Source organism: Mesorhizobium sp. LNJC391B00 (assembly GCF_000502535.1).
Taxonomy (GTDB): domain Bacteria; phylum Pseudomonadota; class Alphaproteobacteria; order Rhizobiales; family Rhizobiaceae; genus Mesorhizobium.
This window is the reverse complement of the sequence record NZ_AYWI01000001.1, coordinates 595,862-611,028: the sequence shown is the minus strand read 5'-3', so window position 1 is coordinate 611,028 and position 15,167 is coordinate 595,862. Positions and strand designations below refer to the sequence as shown.

Genomic DNA, 15,167 nt, shown 5'->3' with positions numbered 1-15,167 from the left:
CTCAGCTCCCGTAGACCAGCCCTTGGGGGTCGATCTCCGGCTTGCGGCCGGCGACGAGGTCGGCCAGGAACTTGCCCGAGCCGCAGGCCATGGTCCAGCCGACATGGCCGTGGCCGGTGTCGAGGTAAAGGTTCTTGTATTTCGCCTTGCCGATGACCGGCACCGAGTTGGGCATCATCGGCCGCAGACCTGCCCACAACAGCGCCTTCTTCTCGTCGAAAGCGCCGGGGAAAAGGTCTTTGCCGGTGCTCAGCATGGACTTGAAGTCGCTGGGCTTGAAGCTGCGGTCGAAGCCGGTGAACTCGGCTGTCGAGGACATGCGCAGGCGGTTTCCGAGCCTGGAGTAGCCAACCAGCCGGTCCTCGTCGGCGCCGCCCATGGTCGGTCCCTTGCTCTCGTCCTCCAGCGGGATGGTCGCGCTATAGCCTTTAACCGGATAGACGGGCAGGTCGATACCGTAGCGGCGACCGATCAGGCCGCTCTCGGGGCCCATGGCGATGACGACGGCGTCGCCCGTCACCGGGCCGGCCGATGTCATGACCGCACGCACCCAGTCGCCCTCTATGTCGAGCCCCTCGATCGTGGTGTCGAACAGGAATCTGACGCCAAGCTTTTCGGCCGCATAGGCGGCGAGCCCGTCGACGAATATCCTGGAATCCCCGGTCTGGTCGATCGGCGAATAAACGCCGCCGGCGATCTTTTCCTTCACGCCCGCGAGCCCGGGCTCAAGTTCGACCAGCCGGTCGCGGCCCACTATCTCGATCGGCAGGCCATGCTTCGCCAGAAACTGGTAGTTGTCGGTGCCGGTGTCGAGGCTGTGCTGCGAGCGGAAGAAATAAAGAATGCCCTTCTTGCGCTCGTCATAGTGGATGCCGGTGGCGTCGGAGAGCGCGTTGATGCAGTCGCGCGAATAGAGCGCCAGGCGCAGTTTGACCTGGCTGTTGGCGCGCAGGCGCTCCACCGTGCACTGGCGCAGGAAGCGCAGGCTCCAGGCGAGGAAATAGGGGTCGAAGCGCAGCCTGACCTTGATGCCGAGATCATGGTTCCAGAGAGCGCGCAGGAAGGTCTTCAGCGCCGCCGGCGAGGCCCAGGCGGTGGCGTCGCCCGGCGACACCAGACCGGCATTGGACTGGCTGGTGCCGCGCGCCGGCGCCGGATGGCGCTCGATCACGGTGACCTCATGGCCGTCGGCGGCCAGATAATAGGCGGCCGCGGTACCGACAACGCCGGCTCCAAGCACCGTTATCTTCATGCCACCCCCTCTTCGCGGCACAGCGCCTCCACGCCGCACCGCCATTGCTTCAATAGCGCTTCGCCGCGCGCCTTGCGAGCCCTCGGAAGTGCCCGGCTCAGCCCCGCGCGGAGTTCTTGCCGGTGAGGATACGCTCCCAGGCGAGTGCATCGGCGACGATCTGGTCGAGGTCGTCGCGTTGCGGGGTCCAGCCGAGTTCGGCGCGTGCAAGGTCCGAATTGGCAACCACGGCGGCGGCGTCGCCGGGGCGCCGGTCGCCCATCTTGACCTCGAAATCCCGGCCGAAGGCGCGCCGCACGCTGTCGATGACCTCGAGCACCGAATAGCCGTGGCTGTAGCCGCAATTGGCGACGAGGCTGCCGCCGCCGGCGCGCAGGCGCTGCAGCGCCAGCCGGTGCGCCGCAGCCAGGTCGCTGACATGGATATAATCGCGCATGCAGGTGCCGTCCGGCGTCGGATAATCGGTGCCGAACACCTGCATGAAGGGGCGTTTGCCGAGCGCGGTCTCGCAGGCGACCTTGATCAGATGCGTGGCGCCAGGCGTCGACTGCCCCGTCCGGCCCCTGGGATCGGCGCCGGCGACGTTGAAGTAGCGCAGCGCCGTGTAGCGCAAAGGATGCGCAAGCGCTGCATCGCGCAGCATCCATTCGCTCATCAGCTTGGACAGGCCGTAGGGCGATTCCGGCGCCAGGCGGGCATCCTCACGCACCGGCTCCAGGCCGGCGCCGCCATAGACGGCGGCGGTCGAGGAGAAGATGAAATGCGGCACGCCCTCGCGCACGGCGGTTTCGATCAGCGTGCGGGTCTTGGAGGTGTTGTTCTCGTAATAGGCGAGCGGATCGGCAACCGATTCCGGCACCACGATGGAACCGGCGAAGTGGATGATCGCGTCGACCTTGTTATCCCGGATGATCTGGCCGACCAATTCCCTATCGGCGACATCGCCGACGACCAGCTTGGCCTCCGGCGCCACCGCCCATTCGAAGCCCGTGGAAAGGCGGTCGAGAACGACGACGCTCTCGCCGGCATCCAGCAGTTCCCAGACCATGTGGCTGCCGATATAACCGGCGCCGCCCGTTACCAAAACCGTCATCCGTGTCCTCTTTTACTCATGATTTATCGGAAACTGTCTCAATCACCGCCTTACTGGAAAGCCTGCGGCAAGGCCATTAGAAACGCCTGAATGTTAAATCCGTAACAGTCTCACCGGCCTGTGGCATCGTACGGAAACAAAATTGATCCACATCAAGGGAATAGGCCACGATCCGGGGTCGTTAGGAACAGGCTTGGGGCGTGGCATTTTGACCAAAACGGCCCGGTGGACGACGAATGGGCCAACGATTATGATCCCGCGCAAAACTGGGAAGGCGACATGAACTATCAGCGGTTCTTTGAGGAAGCGATCGACCAGCTCCACGCCGAGCGGCGCTACCGGGTTTTCGCCGATCTCGAGCGCATTGTCGGCAAGTTTCCGCGCGCTATCTGGCGTTCCAACGGCCGCGCCGAGGAAATCACCGTCTGGTGCTCCAACGACTATCTCGGCATGGGCCAGAACCCCGATGTCATCGCCGCTTTCCAGAACGCGGCCGGCAAGATGGGTTCGGGCGCCGGCGGCACCCGCAACATTTCCGGCACCTCGAACGCGTTGGTCGAGCTCGAGCTGGAACTGGCCGACCTGCACGACAAGGAAGCGGCGCTGGTCTTCACCTCCGGCTTCGTCTCCAACGAAGCGTCGATCTCGACCATTGCGCGGCTTTTGCCCAACTGCCTGATCATTTCGGACGAGCTCAACCATGCCTCGATGATCGAAGGCGTGCGGCGCTCGGGCGCCGAAAAGAAGATCTTCCGTCACAATGACGTCGCGCATCTCGAAAGCCTGCTACAGGCGGCGGGCCGCGAACGCGCCAAGCTGATCGTGTTCGAGAGCGTCTATTCGATGGACGGCGACATTGCGCCAATCAAGCAGATCGTCGAACTGGCCGAACGCTACAACGCCATGACCTATATTGACGAGGTCCATGCCGTCGGCATGTACGGACCGCGCGGCGGCGGCATCACCGAGCGCGAGGGGCTTGCCGACCGCATCGATATCATCGAAGGCACGTTGGCCAAGGCGTTCGGCACGCTGGGCGGCTATATCGCCGGCAACAGCGCCATCATCGACGCGGTGCGCTCCTATGCGCCGGGCTTCATCTTCACCACGGCGCTGCCGCCGGCGATCGCCGCCGCCGCCACCACGTCCATCCGCCACCTCAAGCGGTCGCAAGCCGAGCGCGATGCGCAACAGCGCCAGGCGTCGCGGACCAAGGAGGTTCTGTCTGCAGCCGGCCTGCCGGTGATGGAATCGCCGACACACATCGTGCCGGTGCTGGTCGGTGACCCCGAACTCTGCAAGATGGCCAGCGACCGTCTGCTCGGCGTACACGGCATCTACATCCAGCCGATCAACTATCCGACCGTGCCGCGCGGCACCGAGCGGCTGCGCATCACCCCGACGCCGTTCCATACCGATGCGCTGATTGCGGGACTTCAGGACGCGCTGATCGAGACATGGGATGCGCTCGGCATTCCCTACGGCTCCGCCGGACGGCCCACTGTCGCCAAGAGCGACCGGATTGTGCCGCTGCTGGTGCCGAAGTCGGGCGGCTGAAGCCGCCGGCCATTTATCTCAAACCGTCCTCATCCATCCCGCCAAGCGATGTGCCGCTTCCTCGAGCTGGTCGAGGCGGCGGTGGAAGCACAGGCGCAAAAACGCCTCTCCGCCAGGGCCGAAGGCGGTGCCCGGCGCCAGGCCGACATTGGCCTTGTCGACGATGTCGAAAGCAGCCCGGTGCGGATCGGTGATGCCGTCGACCGTGAAAAACAAATAGAACGCGCCTTGCGGCACGGTGAAGCGCGCTTTGCCGGTTGCGCCGAGAATATCGCAGACCAGGTCGCGCGCTTTCCTGGCGCGCTCCACCTGCTCGACGATGAAGGCATCACCGTGGTCCAGCGCCGCGACGGCGCCGCGCTGCATGAACTGGGCGACGCCTGAGGTCGAATACTGGATCAGGTTCTCGAACACCTGCTGCAGCTCGGGATGGGTCTTGATCCAGCCGACGCGCCAGCCGGTCATCGCCCAGTTCTTGGAAAAGGAGTTGACGAACAGGATGCGGTCTTCCGCGGTCGAAATGTCGAGGAAGGACGGCGCACGGCCGTGGCCGTAGTGGAACAGCGAATAGATCTCGTCGGCGATGATCCACAGGCCCTTTTGGCGGGCGAGATTCAGGATCGCCTGCAGCGTTTCCTTATCGGCCGTCCAGCCGGTGGGGTTCGATGGCGTGTTGACGAACAGCGCCTTGGTGCGCGGCGTCACCGCAGCCGCAATCTTGTCGACATCGCAGGACCAGCCATTGCCCGACTGGTCGAGCGTGACCGCAACCGGGGTAGCGCCGGAAATACCGGCGGCGGCGGCGAAATTCGGCCAGGCCGGGGAGAGATAGACCACCTCGTCGCCGCTGCCGGCGACCGCGGCTAATGCCAACTGAATGGCATGCATGCCGGAACCGGTGGCGATGAATTCCTCTTCGGCGAAGCTCTTGCCGAAATGCCTGGCATAGTAGCGGGAAAGCGCTTGCCTCAGCTCCGGAATGCCTTTCTGCCAGGTGTAGAAGGTCTCGCCATTGGCGAGCCCCTTGGCGGCGGCTTCCGAAATGAAGGCAGGCGTCGGCAAATCGCCTTCACCGGCCCAGAGCGGGATCATGCCCTCGCGCGTACGGCCGTAATTGACGACGGCGACAATGCCGCTTTCGGGGGCGGCCACCGCTTCGGCGCGCAAGCTATCGATCAGGGTCATGAACAGGTCCGTTTTGATGTCTGCTTTGATGCATGTCATTATCCAGAACCGCTGCGCACTTATGGGCGACATGCATTGGCGGATGCTCTTAGCAGATGCGGCAACAGAAAACCCCGGCCGCGAACGACCGGGGTTTTGGTCCAGAAATCTGGCCTTGTCTATTTCCTGGCGAGGAGATCGCGAATTTCGGTGAGCAAAGCGACGTCGGCCGGTGGCGGAGCCGCAGGTGCGGCCGGCTTCTCCCGCTCGAGCCGCTTGCGCATGTTGTTCACGGCCTTGACCATCAGGAAGATGATGAAAGCCAGGATGACGAAATTCAGCGCCACGGTGATAAAATTGCCGTAGGCGAACACCGCGCCTTCCTTACGCGCGTCGGCAAGATTGGTCGAATGCACTGTTGATGAGAGGCCTATGAAGTAGTTGGAAAAGTCGACGCCACCAAGTGCGCCGATGAAAGGCATGATGATGTCATTGACAAGAGAATCGACGATCTTGCTGAAGGCCGCGCCGATGATGACGCCGACCGCAAGGTCCATCACATTTCCTTTGGAAATGAATTCCTGGAATTCTTTCAGCATTCGACCCTCCTTGTCATGACGGACCGCGCTGCCGCCGTCCCTCCGGCGTCGGCCCGTGCGCACCATAACAAAAACCTGCGGTTGCAACAGAAGCAAAAGCTGGAAAACACCGCTTTCTCCTTACCTTAGGTCACGGTTCGACAGGGCGGCGTCGCGGCCATGCGCCGAAAGCCGCGATGGACTTGACCTTAGAGCTGTGATTGCCTCTGGGCAGGCCGGGGTGAAAGCTGGCCGAGGAGGATTTTCGGGCCGTGCAGGGCTGGTTCATCGTCATCATTGCGGTCGCCTATGTAACGCTGCTGTTCGTCATCGCCAGCCTCGGCGACCGGCGTTCAACGGCGTTGGGACCCGGCCGCGCCCGGCCCTTCATCTATGCGCTCAGCCTCGCCATCTACTGCACCTCCTGGACCTTCTTCGGCTCGGTCGGCCTGTCGTCCGAGCGCGGCCTCGAATTTTTGGGCATCTACACCGGGCCGGTGCTGGTGTTCGTGTTCGGCTTTCCGCTGCTCAATCGCATCGTGCGGCTGGCCAAGAGCGAGAAGATCACCTCGATCGCCGACTTCCTCGGCGCGCGCTACGGCAAGAGCTTTGCCGTCTCGGCGATCGCCACGCTGATCGCCACCATCGGCGCGGTGCCCTATATCGCACTGCAATTGAAGGCGATCTCCGGTTCGGTCGGCCTGATGGTCGAGCATTATACGGGATCGCCGCCCTCCTTCGATCCCTTCGTCAGCGACATCTCGCTGGTGGTGGCCATGCTCTTGGCGCTGTTTGCGGTGCTGTTCGGCACCCGCCATGCCGACGCCACCGAGCACCAGGACGGGCTGGTGCTGGCGGTGGCGGTCGAAACCGTGGTCAAGCTCGCCGCCTTCCTGGCGATCGGCCTGATGGTCACCTTCCTGATCTTCGGTGGCCCGGGCGACATGATCGACAAGCTGGCCGAAAACAGCCAGGTGCGGCAAGCCATGGGCTACAACACCTCGCTCGCCACCTGGCTGGTGCTGACTTGCCTGAGCGGCTTTGCCATCATCATGCTGCCGCGCCAGTTCTACGTCACCATCGTCGAGAACCGCGGCGAGGCCGAACTGCGCACCGCGACCTGGGTGTTTCCGCTCTATCTCGTGGCGATAAACCTGTTCGTGCTGCCGATCGCCTTCGCCGGCCTGGCGCTGGTCGGCGCCAAAACCACCAGTGACCTCTATGTGCTGGCGCTGCCCTTGTTCGGCGGCCATGACTTCCTCGCCATGGCCGCCTTCATCGGTGGGCTGTCGGCGGCGACCGCCATGGTGATCGTCGAAAGCGTGGCGCTGTCGATCATGATCTCCAACGACCTCGTCATCCCGCTGTTCGTGCGCCGCCTGCTCAAGACCACGACCTCTGAGAATGAGGATTGGTCGACGCTGATCCTCAACGTGCGGCGCGGCGCCATCTTCATCCTATTGTTCATCGCCTTCCTCTACTACCGCGAAAGCACCAACTCGGCGCGGCTGTCGTCGATCGGCCTGATGTCGTTCGCGGCAATCGCCCAATTCGCGCCGGCGCTGATCGGCGGGCTGATCTGGCGCGGCGCCAATGGCCGCGGCGCGGCCCTTGGCATGGTCGCCGGCATCCTCGTCTGGGGCTATACGCTGCTTTTGCCGTCGCTCTCGGCAGCCGACGCGGACATCGTCGTGCAGGGGTTGTTCGGTTTCGAGGCGCTGCGGCCGCAGGCTCTGTTCGGCACCGTCGCCGAACCGTTGAACCACGGCGTGCTCTGGAGCCTGTCGGTCAACACGCTGTTCTTCGTGCTCGGCTCGCTGTCGCGCGCGTCAGTGCCGCTGGAGCGGATCCAGGCGTCGATCTTCGTGCCGCGCGAATCCGGCCCGATGCCCAGCCTGCGCCGCTTCCGCACCGCCATCACCGTCAACGTGCTGAAAGACACCATCTCGCGCTACCTCGGCGTCGAGCGCACCGAGCGCTCCTTCCAATCCTTCGAGAAAAGCAATGGCGTCTCGCTGCACGGCAATGAGCAGGCCAGCATGGATGTCATCCGCTTTTCCGAGCAGCTGCTGGCGAGCGCGGTCGGCTCGTCTTCGGCGCGGCTGATCCTGTCGCTGCTGTTTCGCCGCAACGACCGCGAGTCCAAGGACGCCTTTCGCCTGCTCGACGACGCCACCGAAGCGCTGCAGCACAATCGCGACCTGCTGCAGATCGCGCTCGACCAGATGGAGCAGGGCATCACCGTATTCGACCGCGATTTTCGTCTGATCTGCTGGAACAGACAATATCGCGCGCTGTTCGACCTGCCCGACGAGATGGGCCAGGTCGGCGTCTCGCTCGACCGCATCCTGCGCCACCTCGCCGAGCGCGGCGATATTCCGGCCGACCAGCGCGTGGCGATGCTCAACCGGCTGACCAGTTTCGTCAGCCCGTGGCAGATGGAGTTGAAGACCAGCGGCCGCATCCTCGAACTGCGCTCAAACCCGATGCCGGACGGCGGAATCGTCGCCACCTATGCCGACATATCAGGACGCGTCGAACAGGATTTGGCGCTGAAGCGGGCCAATGAATCGCTGGAGCAGCGGGTCAAGACGCGCACCATCGAACTGACTAGAGTCAACGAGGAGTTGACCCGGGTCAATGAGGAGCTGGCGCAGGCGCAGATGCTGGCCGAGGAGGCTAATCTGGGCAAGACGCGCTTCCTCGCCGCCGCTGGCCACGATATCCTGCAGCCGCTGAACGCCGCCCGGCTCTACTGCTCGTCGCTGATCGAAAAGGCCGGCAAGGGCCCGGCGGGCAAGGCCGCCGTCAACATCGAATCCTCGCTCGAATCGGTCGAGACGATCCTGGGTGCCGTGCTGGACATTTCGCGGCTCGACGCCGGCGCCATGAAGCCGGATGACAGCGCCTTCCGGCTGGACGGGCTGCTGCGCCAGATCGGCAACGATTTTCAGCCGCTCGCCGCCGAAAAGAAACTCGATCTGACGATCATGGCCTCATCGCTCATCGTGATGACAGATCGCAATCTCTTACGCCGGCTGATCCAGAACCTGGTCTCCAACGCCATCAAATACACGCGCCATGGCCGCATCCTGGTCGGTGTGCGCCGGCGCGGCGAGCTTGCCGAAATCCAGGTGATCGACACCGGCATCGGCATTGCCGGCGACAAGCTGAACACGGTCTTCAACGAATTCACCCGGCTCGACGAAGGCGTGCGCGAGGCTGAAGGTCTCGGCCTCGGCCTCTCCATCGTCGACCGCATTGCCCGGGTGCTGCGGCTTGAGATCCAGATCTTTTCCAACGCCGGCAAGGGCACGCGCTTTTCGGTCATCCTGCCGGTTGCTTCGGTTGAAGCGCCGCGGCGCGAGGTCGAGCCCAAGGCGCCGGCCCGCGCCACCGCATCGCTCGCCGGACTGCATGTGCTGTGCGTCGACAACGATGCCCGCATCCTCGACGGCATGCGGCTTTTGCTCGAAGGCTGGGGCTGCAGCGTCGGCACGTTTTCCGGCTCGGAGGATTTCGCCAGGGCCGACATCCATCGGCCCGACATCGTGCTTGCCGACTATCATCTCGATGGCAGAAGCGGCCTCGACATCATCGCGCGCCTGCGTGACATCCATGGTTCGGACCTGCCGGCCGTGCTGGTCACCGCCGACCGCTCCACCGAGGTCCGTGCCGCTGCCGCCGCCATTGACGTGCCGGTGATCAACAAGCCGCTGAAGCCGGCCGTGCTACGCTCGATGATGGCCAGGGTCAGGCCGCTGGCGTCGGCGGCCGAGTAGAGTCCTATCTCTTTGTTTTTGCGCAATTCCCAAGGGAAAGCGCTACGCACTTTCCTGGAATAGCTTTAGCCTGCTGGCTGCAACGGATCGCTGCCGATCTTGGACAGCTGGATCACCGCCTGGGTGCGGCTGTCGACGCCGAGTTTCTGCAGGATGGCCGAGACATGCGCCTTTACAGTCGCTTCGGAGACGCTGAGTTCGTAGGCGATCTGCTTGTTGAGCAGGCCTTCGGCCAGCATGCCGAGGACACGCGTCTGCTGCGGCGTCAGCGCCTGCAGCCGCTTGATCAGGTCGGATATTTCGGGGTCGCGCTCGACGCCGAGGTCGATGCCGACGGGCGCGGCGATATCGCCGGCCAGCACCGTCTGCACGGCGCCGCGGATCTCCTCCATGCTGGCCGATTTGGAGATGAAGCCGGATGCGCCGAGATCGAGCGCGCGCCGGATGGTCACCGGGTCGTCGTGGGCCGACACCACCACCAGCGGCACCGCCGGGTGGATGCCGCGCAGCGCGATCAGACCGGACAGGCCGCTGGCGCCCGGCATCGACAGGTCGAGCAGCACCAGGTCGACATCCTCATTGGCCACGACCAGGGCCTTGGCACTTTCGAAATCGCCGGCCTCGTGAATGGCGGCGACATCGCCGACGCCGGCAAGTGCCTCTTTCAAGGCGCCGCGGAACAGCGGATGGTCGTCGGCAATGACGAAGGTGTAGCCCGACGGCAAATGTTCCTCCCCAAATCCCGTTGTTGCCCAAACTTCGTTATCGATTGACGGCTTTTACGGGATCGGACGATTATGCGGCGAAGCGCTTTGTTTTCAAGCGGCAATGGCCGGACGGCACTTTGCGCCGGGCAGCTCAGGTCTTTTGCGAGTTGAGCTTGGCGCCGTCGCCATTGTCCTTGTCCATCTCCTTGACGATGCCCATGAAGCCACGCAGCATGCGCTCCATATAGCTCATCGTCTTGTCGAAATCCTCTTCGCTCGGCAATTTCGACTCGAGACGGGCCGACAGCGAATTCTCCAACCTGGCGACGCGTTCGTCCATGGCCTTCATCGAGGCCTGCAAACGCTCGACCTCGTCCTGGAAGGCGGCGCGTTCGTCGGCCGCCATCTTGCAGACGAGCTGGCCGGAGCGCTCCTCGCAGATCGACATGGCGCCGGTCCGGGTGTCCATGCGGACATAGCCGTTGGCCGCTTTTTCCAGCCGGTAGTGGTCGGTCTCTTCGGACCAGGCCGACGCCGCGACCAGCGAGACCAGTGCGGCGGGGATCAGTATGTGCTGCAGACGCATGTTCCATCCTCCACGAGCCAGGGTGCGCAACCTATCACAGCTTTGCGCCGTAAATGCGGACGAGTTGCCCTTCCCCGCATGATCGGTTCGGATTATAGCGCAACCATGTCTCAGATTATCTACAAGATCGCGCCCGAAGCGCTTTGGCGCGCGGCCGAGAAAAACGGCCGCTTCACCGGCGCTCCGATCGACGTCGCCGACGGCTTCATCCACTTCTCCACTGCTGATCAGGCCAGGGAGACGGCGGCGAAGCATTTCGCCGGCCAGACGGATTTGCTGCTGATCGCCATCGACGGGGCGCTGCTCGGTGACGCGCTGAAATACGAGGTCTCGCGCGGCGGCGCGCTGTTTCCGCATCTCTATGGCGTGCTCGATATGAGCGCCGTGCTGTGGGTGAAACCATTGCCGCTCGGCGCTGATGGCGCACACCAGTTTCCGGCGCTGGAGGCCGAATGAGCGTGTTCGATCGCATCGGCCAGAAACTGCTGTTCACCTTCGATCCGGAAACGGCGCATGGCATGTCGATCGCGGCGCTGCGCTGCGGTCTGCCGGTCGGCGCGCGGACGGTGCGCGACGACAGGTTGAAGCTCAGCCTCTGTGGCATCGCCTTCCCCAATCCGCTCGGCATGGCCGCAGGCTATGACAAGAATGCCGAGGTGCCTGACGCGCTGCTTAGCCTCGGCTTCGGCTTTGCCGAAGTCGGCACCGTGACGCCGCTGCCGCAGGCCGGCAATCCGAAGCCGCGCATTTTCCGGCTGGCTGAGGATGATGCGGTGATCAACCGGCTGGGTTTTAACAATGAGGGCCACGAAGCGGCCGAGATGCGCCTTGCCGCGCGCAAGGGACGCGTCGGCATCGTCGGCGTCAACATCGGCGCCAACAAGGACAGCGCCGATCGTGTCCATGACTATGAGCTCGGCGTCTCCCGCTTTGCGAAATACGCCAGTTATCTCACCGTCAACATCTCGTCGCCCAACACGCCCGGCCTGCGCAACATGCAGGCGCGCGAACAGCTCGGCGAACTTCTGGGTCGCGTCATATCGGCCCGTGGCTCGGCATCGGCCCAGCCACCAATCTTTCTCAAGGTCGCACCCGATCTGGTCGAGGCCGAGCTGGAAGACATCGCCGCCGAAGTGACCGAAAAGCAGATCGACGGCGTCATCGTCTCCAACACGACGCTCTCGCGATCCGGATTGCGTAGCCCAAGCGGCGCCGGCGAGACCGGCGGTCTCTCGGGAAAACCGCTGTTCGAGCGTTCGACCATCGTGCTGGCCAAGATGCGTCGGCTGCTCGGGCCGGAGCGCGCCGTCATCGGCGTCGGCGGCGTCGATTCCGCCGAGACCGCGCTGGAGAAAATCCGCGCCGGCGCCGACCTCGTGCAGCTCTACACCGGCATGGTCTATGCCGGACCGGCGCTGCCCGGCCGCATCCTTGCCGGCATGGCGAAGTTCGCCGACAGGGAACAGCTGACGTCCTTGCGCGGCCTGCGCGATAGCCGGCTCGGCGAATGGGCGGCAAAGCCGCTTTGATTTGACGGCCAAGCTACGCCGTTGATCCGCAGCGAACGTGGCCGCTGTCCGATCTGATGCTATATTTAGAGCACACAAGACCTGTCAGCGTCTTCGATTGAAAAGCGAGGCTGCAATGCCATTGACTGCGGTTTTCATTCTTGCGTCCATGGCTGCTCCTTTTGGCAATGGTCAACTGGAGCCCTATGTGCGGCAACTTTGCCAGGCCGCCGCTGGGAATGCCTTGCCCGCGAACGTCTCGTCGACCGCTGCATTGCAGTCAGCGGCCGTTTGCTTCTTTGTCTATTCCGATATGCCTTCTGCCGAGCAGCCCGCCAAAAACTGCAATGCAGTCGTAGCGGCGCTTGCGCCTTCCGACCACGAGATTGCCATGGACGTTTGCGAGGCAGCAGGCGAGCTGACAAGAAATTGGGCCAATGGCCGTTTCTAAGCGCTAAAACGCCGTGCGCAACCGGAGCCGCAGGATGGCCAGCAGGCTGAAGCCGCGCACCAGCAGGAAGACGTGCAGCGCCGCCCACAGGCCGTGATTGCCGAGAGACGGCGCCAAGCTGAACAATGCGGCGCTGAAGGCCAGGAACGACACCAGCATCATGTTGCGCATCTCGCGCGACCAGGTAGCGCCGATGAAGACGCCGTCCATCTGGAAGGCCAGCACGCCGCTCAGCGGTGTCAGTGCCGCCCACGGCAGATAGATGTCGGCAACAGCACGAACATCCGGCGACGTGGTGATCAACGAAATCAGGCCGGCGCCGCCGAGCCAGAAGATCAGCGTGGCGGTTCCGGCGAGGCCGAACCCCCAGAATAAGGTCAGACGTACCGCCCGGCGGAACGCCGTCTCGGCACGTGCGCCGATCGCGCGTCCCGCCAACTGTTCGGCCGCGGTGGCGAAACCGTCGAGAAAATAGCCGGCGACGAGGAAGAAGTTCATCAGCACGGCATTGGCGGCCAGCGTCAGCGTGCCGAACTGCGCGCCCTGGCGGGTGAACAGCGCGAAAGCGGCGAGCAGCGAGAACGAGCGGATCATGATATCGCGGTTGAGCGACAGCATGCGCAGGAAAGCGGGCATGTCGAGCAGGCGATGCCGCGGCAGGCGGGGTGCGGCCCGGAAGCGCCAGACAACGATGGCGAGACCCAGCAGCATGGCCAGACATTCGCCGGTGACGGTCGCCCAGGCCACGCCGGCGACGCCCCAGCCAAGCTTCAGGCCGAGCAGGATGCAAAGCACGATGTTGATGCCGTTGAGCACCGCCTGCAGCATCAGCCCAAGCCCGCCCTCGCCGCGTCCAAGGACATAGCCGAGGATGGCGTAGTTGATCAGAGTGAAGGGGGCGGCGAGCATTCTGATGTGGATATAGACGCCCATCGCCTCGCCGACGCGCGCTTCGCCGCCGATGAATTTCTGGCCGGCGATGGCGATCAGCGGCGCAAGGACGACAAGCACGATGCCGGCGGCGACCGCGATCAGCACGGCGCGCCAGAACACCGCCTGCTCCTCGGTTTCGTCGCCGCGCCCAAACGCCTGGGCGACGAGGCCGGTGGTGCCGGAGCGCAGGAAATTGAAGGTGCTGAAGACGACGTCGAAGACCAGCGCCCCGGCCGCCAGGCCGCCGAGCAGGGCGGCATCGCCGAACTGCCCGACCACAGCCGTGTCGACGATGCCGAGCAGCGGCGTCGTCAGATAGGCGAGCGTCATCGGCACGGCGATGGCGAGCACCGAACGGTTGGTGACGGCGAAGGGTCTCGCGTCGGCTGGGGTTGCACCCGTGTCCAGGGGATTGCTGCCTTGCTGATTGCGGCTTGATCGAACAGCCGATGTGCCCCATTTTCCGGCCGCCGCGCAATCACTCTTGCCGTAACGGCCAACCGAAATGTTCTTCTGGCGCGAGCCCGCCGGATCCGAGTACTGGTTTTAAGCAATTCCCAAGGGGAAGCGCTACGCGCTTCTCCCGGGAAAACCGCTGCACACTTTTCCTGGAATTGCTTTAGCCATGCCCCTGCAGATCGTCCATCACCCCGACTACGATGCCGGCTTCGCGGTCAATCATCGCTTTCCGATGAGCAAATATCCGCTGCTGATGCAGGCCTTGCATATCAGGGGTCTGATCCATGCCGAGGCGCTGTCGATGCCCGAGCCGGCGCCGGCCTCATGGCTGAAGCTCGCCCATGCGGCTGATTATGTCGACCAGGTCATCACGTGTTCAGTGCCTGAAAAGATCGAGCGCGAGATCGGCTTTCCCGTGGGTCCGCGCGTTTCCCTCAGGGCGCAACTCGCCGCCGGCGGCACGGTGCTGGCGGCGCGGCTGGCGCTTGTCAACGGCATTGCCTGCAACAGCGCCGGCGGCAGCCACCATGCGCGGCGTGCGCAAGGCGCGGGCTTCTGCACTTTCAACGATGTCGCCGTCGCTTCGCTGGTGCTGCTAGCCGAAGGTTCCGCCCAAACCATCCTGATCGTCGATCTCGATGTGCATCAGGGCGACGGCACGGCGGATATACTGAGAGAGGAACCACGCGCCTTCACCTTTTCCATGCATGGCGAGCGCAATTATCCGGTGCGCAAGATTGCCTCCGATCTCGACGTTGCGCTGCCGGACGGCACCGGCGATGGCGCCTATCTCGAACGGCTGGGTGTCCTCCTGCCGGAGCTCTCGGCCAAGGCGCACTGGGACATCGTCTTCTACAATGCCGGTGTCGACGTGCATGCCGAGGACCGGCTCGGCCGGCTATCGCTCAGCGATGACGGCGTGCGTGCCCGCGACGCCATGGTGATCGGTCATTTCCGCGCGCTGGGCATCCCGGTCTGCGGTGTCATCGGCGGCGGCTATTCGACCGATGTCGCAGCGCTCGCGGCGCGCCACGCCATCCTGTTCGAGGTGGCGTCGGACTTTGCCTGAGTGGCCTTTGGTTTGAGCACAATCTTTT

Annotated in this window: 13 protein-coding genes; 6 read left to right on the top strand and 7 right to left on the bottom strand. The window is 63.9% G+C overall.

What is annotated here, in order from left to right; genetic code table 11:
• Position 1: 1 nt before the first annotated feature.
• Together X750_RS159895 and galE are read right to left on the bottom strand one after the other, a co-directional pair.
• A complete protein-coding gene (locus X750_RS159895; protein WP_023746703.1) occupies positions 2–1,252 on the bottom strand; it encodes a D-amino acid dehydrogenase in 1,251 nt (416 codons plus the stop codon).
• Between the two features lie 97 nt (positions 1,253–1,349).
• Complete coding sequence (galE, locus tag X750_RS159900) at positions 1,350–2,345, bottom strand: UDP-glucose 4-epimerase GalE (RefSeq protein WP_023669652.1); 996 nt, start codon at positions 2,343–2,345, stop codon at positions 1,350–1,352.
• 279 nt (positions 2,346–2,624) lie between these two features.
• Here galE and hemA point away from each other — a divergent pair, with 279 nt between their 5' ends.
• Positions 2,625–3,902 carry a 5-aminolevulinate synthase gene (gene hemA, locus X750_RS159905; RefSeq protein ID WP_023746702.1) on the top strand — a complete coding sequence of 426 codons (1,278 nt, stop codon included), beginning with the start codon at positions 2,625–2,627 and terminating at the stop codon, positions 3,900–3,902.
• An 18-nt stretch (positions 3,903–3,920) separates the two neighbouring features.
• Here hemA and X750_RS159910 read toward each other — a convergent pair whose 3' ends face one another.
• Together X750_RS159910 and mscL are read right to left on the bottom strand one after the other, a co-directional pair.
• On the bottom strand, positions 3,921–5,087 hold the full coding sequence (locus tag X750_RS159910) for a pyridoxal phosphate-dependent aminotransferase (protein WP_023746701.1): 1,167 nt from the start codon (positions 5,085–5,087) through the stop codon (positions 3,921–3,923).
• Between the two features lie 158 nt (positions 5,088–5,245).
• On the bottom strand, positions 5,246–5,665 hold the full coding sequence (gene mscL, locus X750_RS159915; RefSeq protein ID WP_023681933.1) for a large conductance mechanosensitive channel protein MscL: 420 nt from the start codon (positions 5,663–5,665) through the stop codon (positions 5,246–5,248).
• Positions 5,666–5,916: 251 nt separating this feature from the next.
• On the opposite strand from mscL, the gene X750_RS159920 reads away from it, so the two are divergent.
• A complete protein-coding gene (locus X750_RS159920) occupies positions 5,917–9,426 on the top strand; it encodes a PAS domain-containing hybrid sensor histidine kinase/response regulator (RefSeq protein WP_023703426.1) in 3,510 nt (1,169 codons plus the stop codon).
• A 65-nt stretch (positions 9,427–9,491) separates the two neighbouring features.
• Here X750_RS159920 and X750_RS159925 read toward each other — a convergent pair whose 3' ends face one another.
• Both X750_RS159925 and X750_RS159930 read right to left on the bottom strand, forming a co-directional pair.
• Positions 9,492–10,151, bottom strand: a complete 660-nt coding sequence (locus X750_RS159925) for a response regulator transcription factor (protein WP_023703427.1) — start codon at positions 10,149–10,151, stop codon at positions 9,492–9,494.
• Positions 10,152–10,284: 133 nt separating this feature from the next.
• Positions 10,285–10,719 (bottom strand): hypothetical protein, encoded by a 435-nt coding sequence (locus X750_RS159930; protein WP_023746700.1) that lies wholly within the window; start codon positions 10,717–10,719, stop codon positions 10,285–10,287.
• Positions 10,720–10,824: 105 nt separating this feature from the next.
• Between X750_RS159930 and X750_RS159935 the strand changes: the two genes are divergently transcribed.
• The 3 genes from X750_RS159935 (at position 10,825) to X750_RS159945 (ending at position 12,678) form a co-directional block, all read left to right on the top strand.
• On the top strand, positions 10,825–11,175 hold the full coding sequence (locus X750_RS159935) for a DUF952 domain-containing protein (RefSeq protein WP_023703429.1): 351 nt from the start codon (positions 10,825–10,827) through the stop codon (positions 11,173–11,175).
• The gene (locus X750_RS159940) at positions 11,172–12,248 is read left to right on the top strand and encodes a quinone-dependent dihydroorotate dehydrogenase (protein WP_023703430.1); all 1,077 of its coding nucleotides are present in this window, start codon (positions 11,172–11,174) and stop codon (positions 12,246–12,248) included. The genes X750_RS159935 and X750_RS159940 overlap by 4 nt, the downstream gene beginning before the upstream one ends.
• A gap of 115 nt (positions 12,249–12,363) precedes the next feature.
• Entirely contained in the window at positions 12,364–12,678 is a 315-nt protein-coding gene (locus X750_RS159945) for a hypothetical protein (protein ID WP_023703431.1), read from the top strand.
• A gap of 3 nt (positions 12,679–12,681) precedes the next feature.
• Here the strand turns inward: X750_RS159945 and X750_RS159950 are convergent, their stop codons facing one another.
• On the bottom strand, positions 12,682–14,019 hold the full coding sequence (locus X750_RS159950) for an MATE family efflux transporter (protein ID WP_023746699.1): 1,338 nt from the start codon (positions 14,017–14,019) through the stop codon (positions 12,682–12,684).
• 217 nt (positions 14,020–14,236) lie between these two features.
• Between X750_RS159950 and X750_RS159955 the strand changes: the two genes are divergently transcribed.
• The gene (locus tag X750_RS159955) at positions 14,237–15,139 is read left to right on the top strand and encodes a histone deacetylase (protein ID WP_023746698.1); all 903 of its coding nucleotides are present in this window, start codon (positions 14,237–14,239) and stop codon (positions 15,137–15,139) included.
• Positions 15,140–15,167 lie beyond the last annotated feature (28 nt).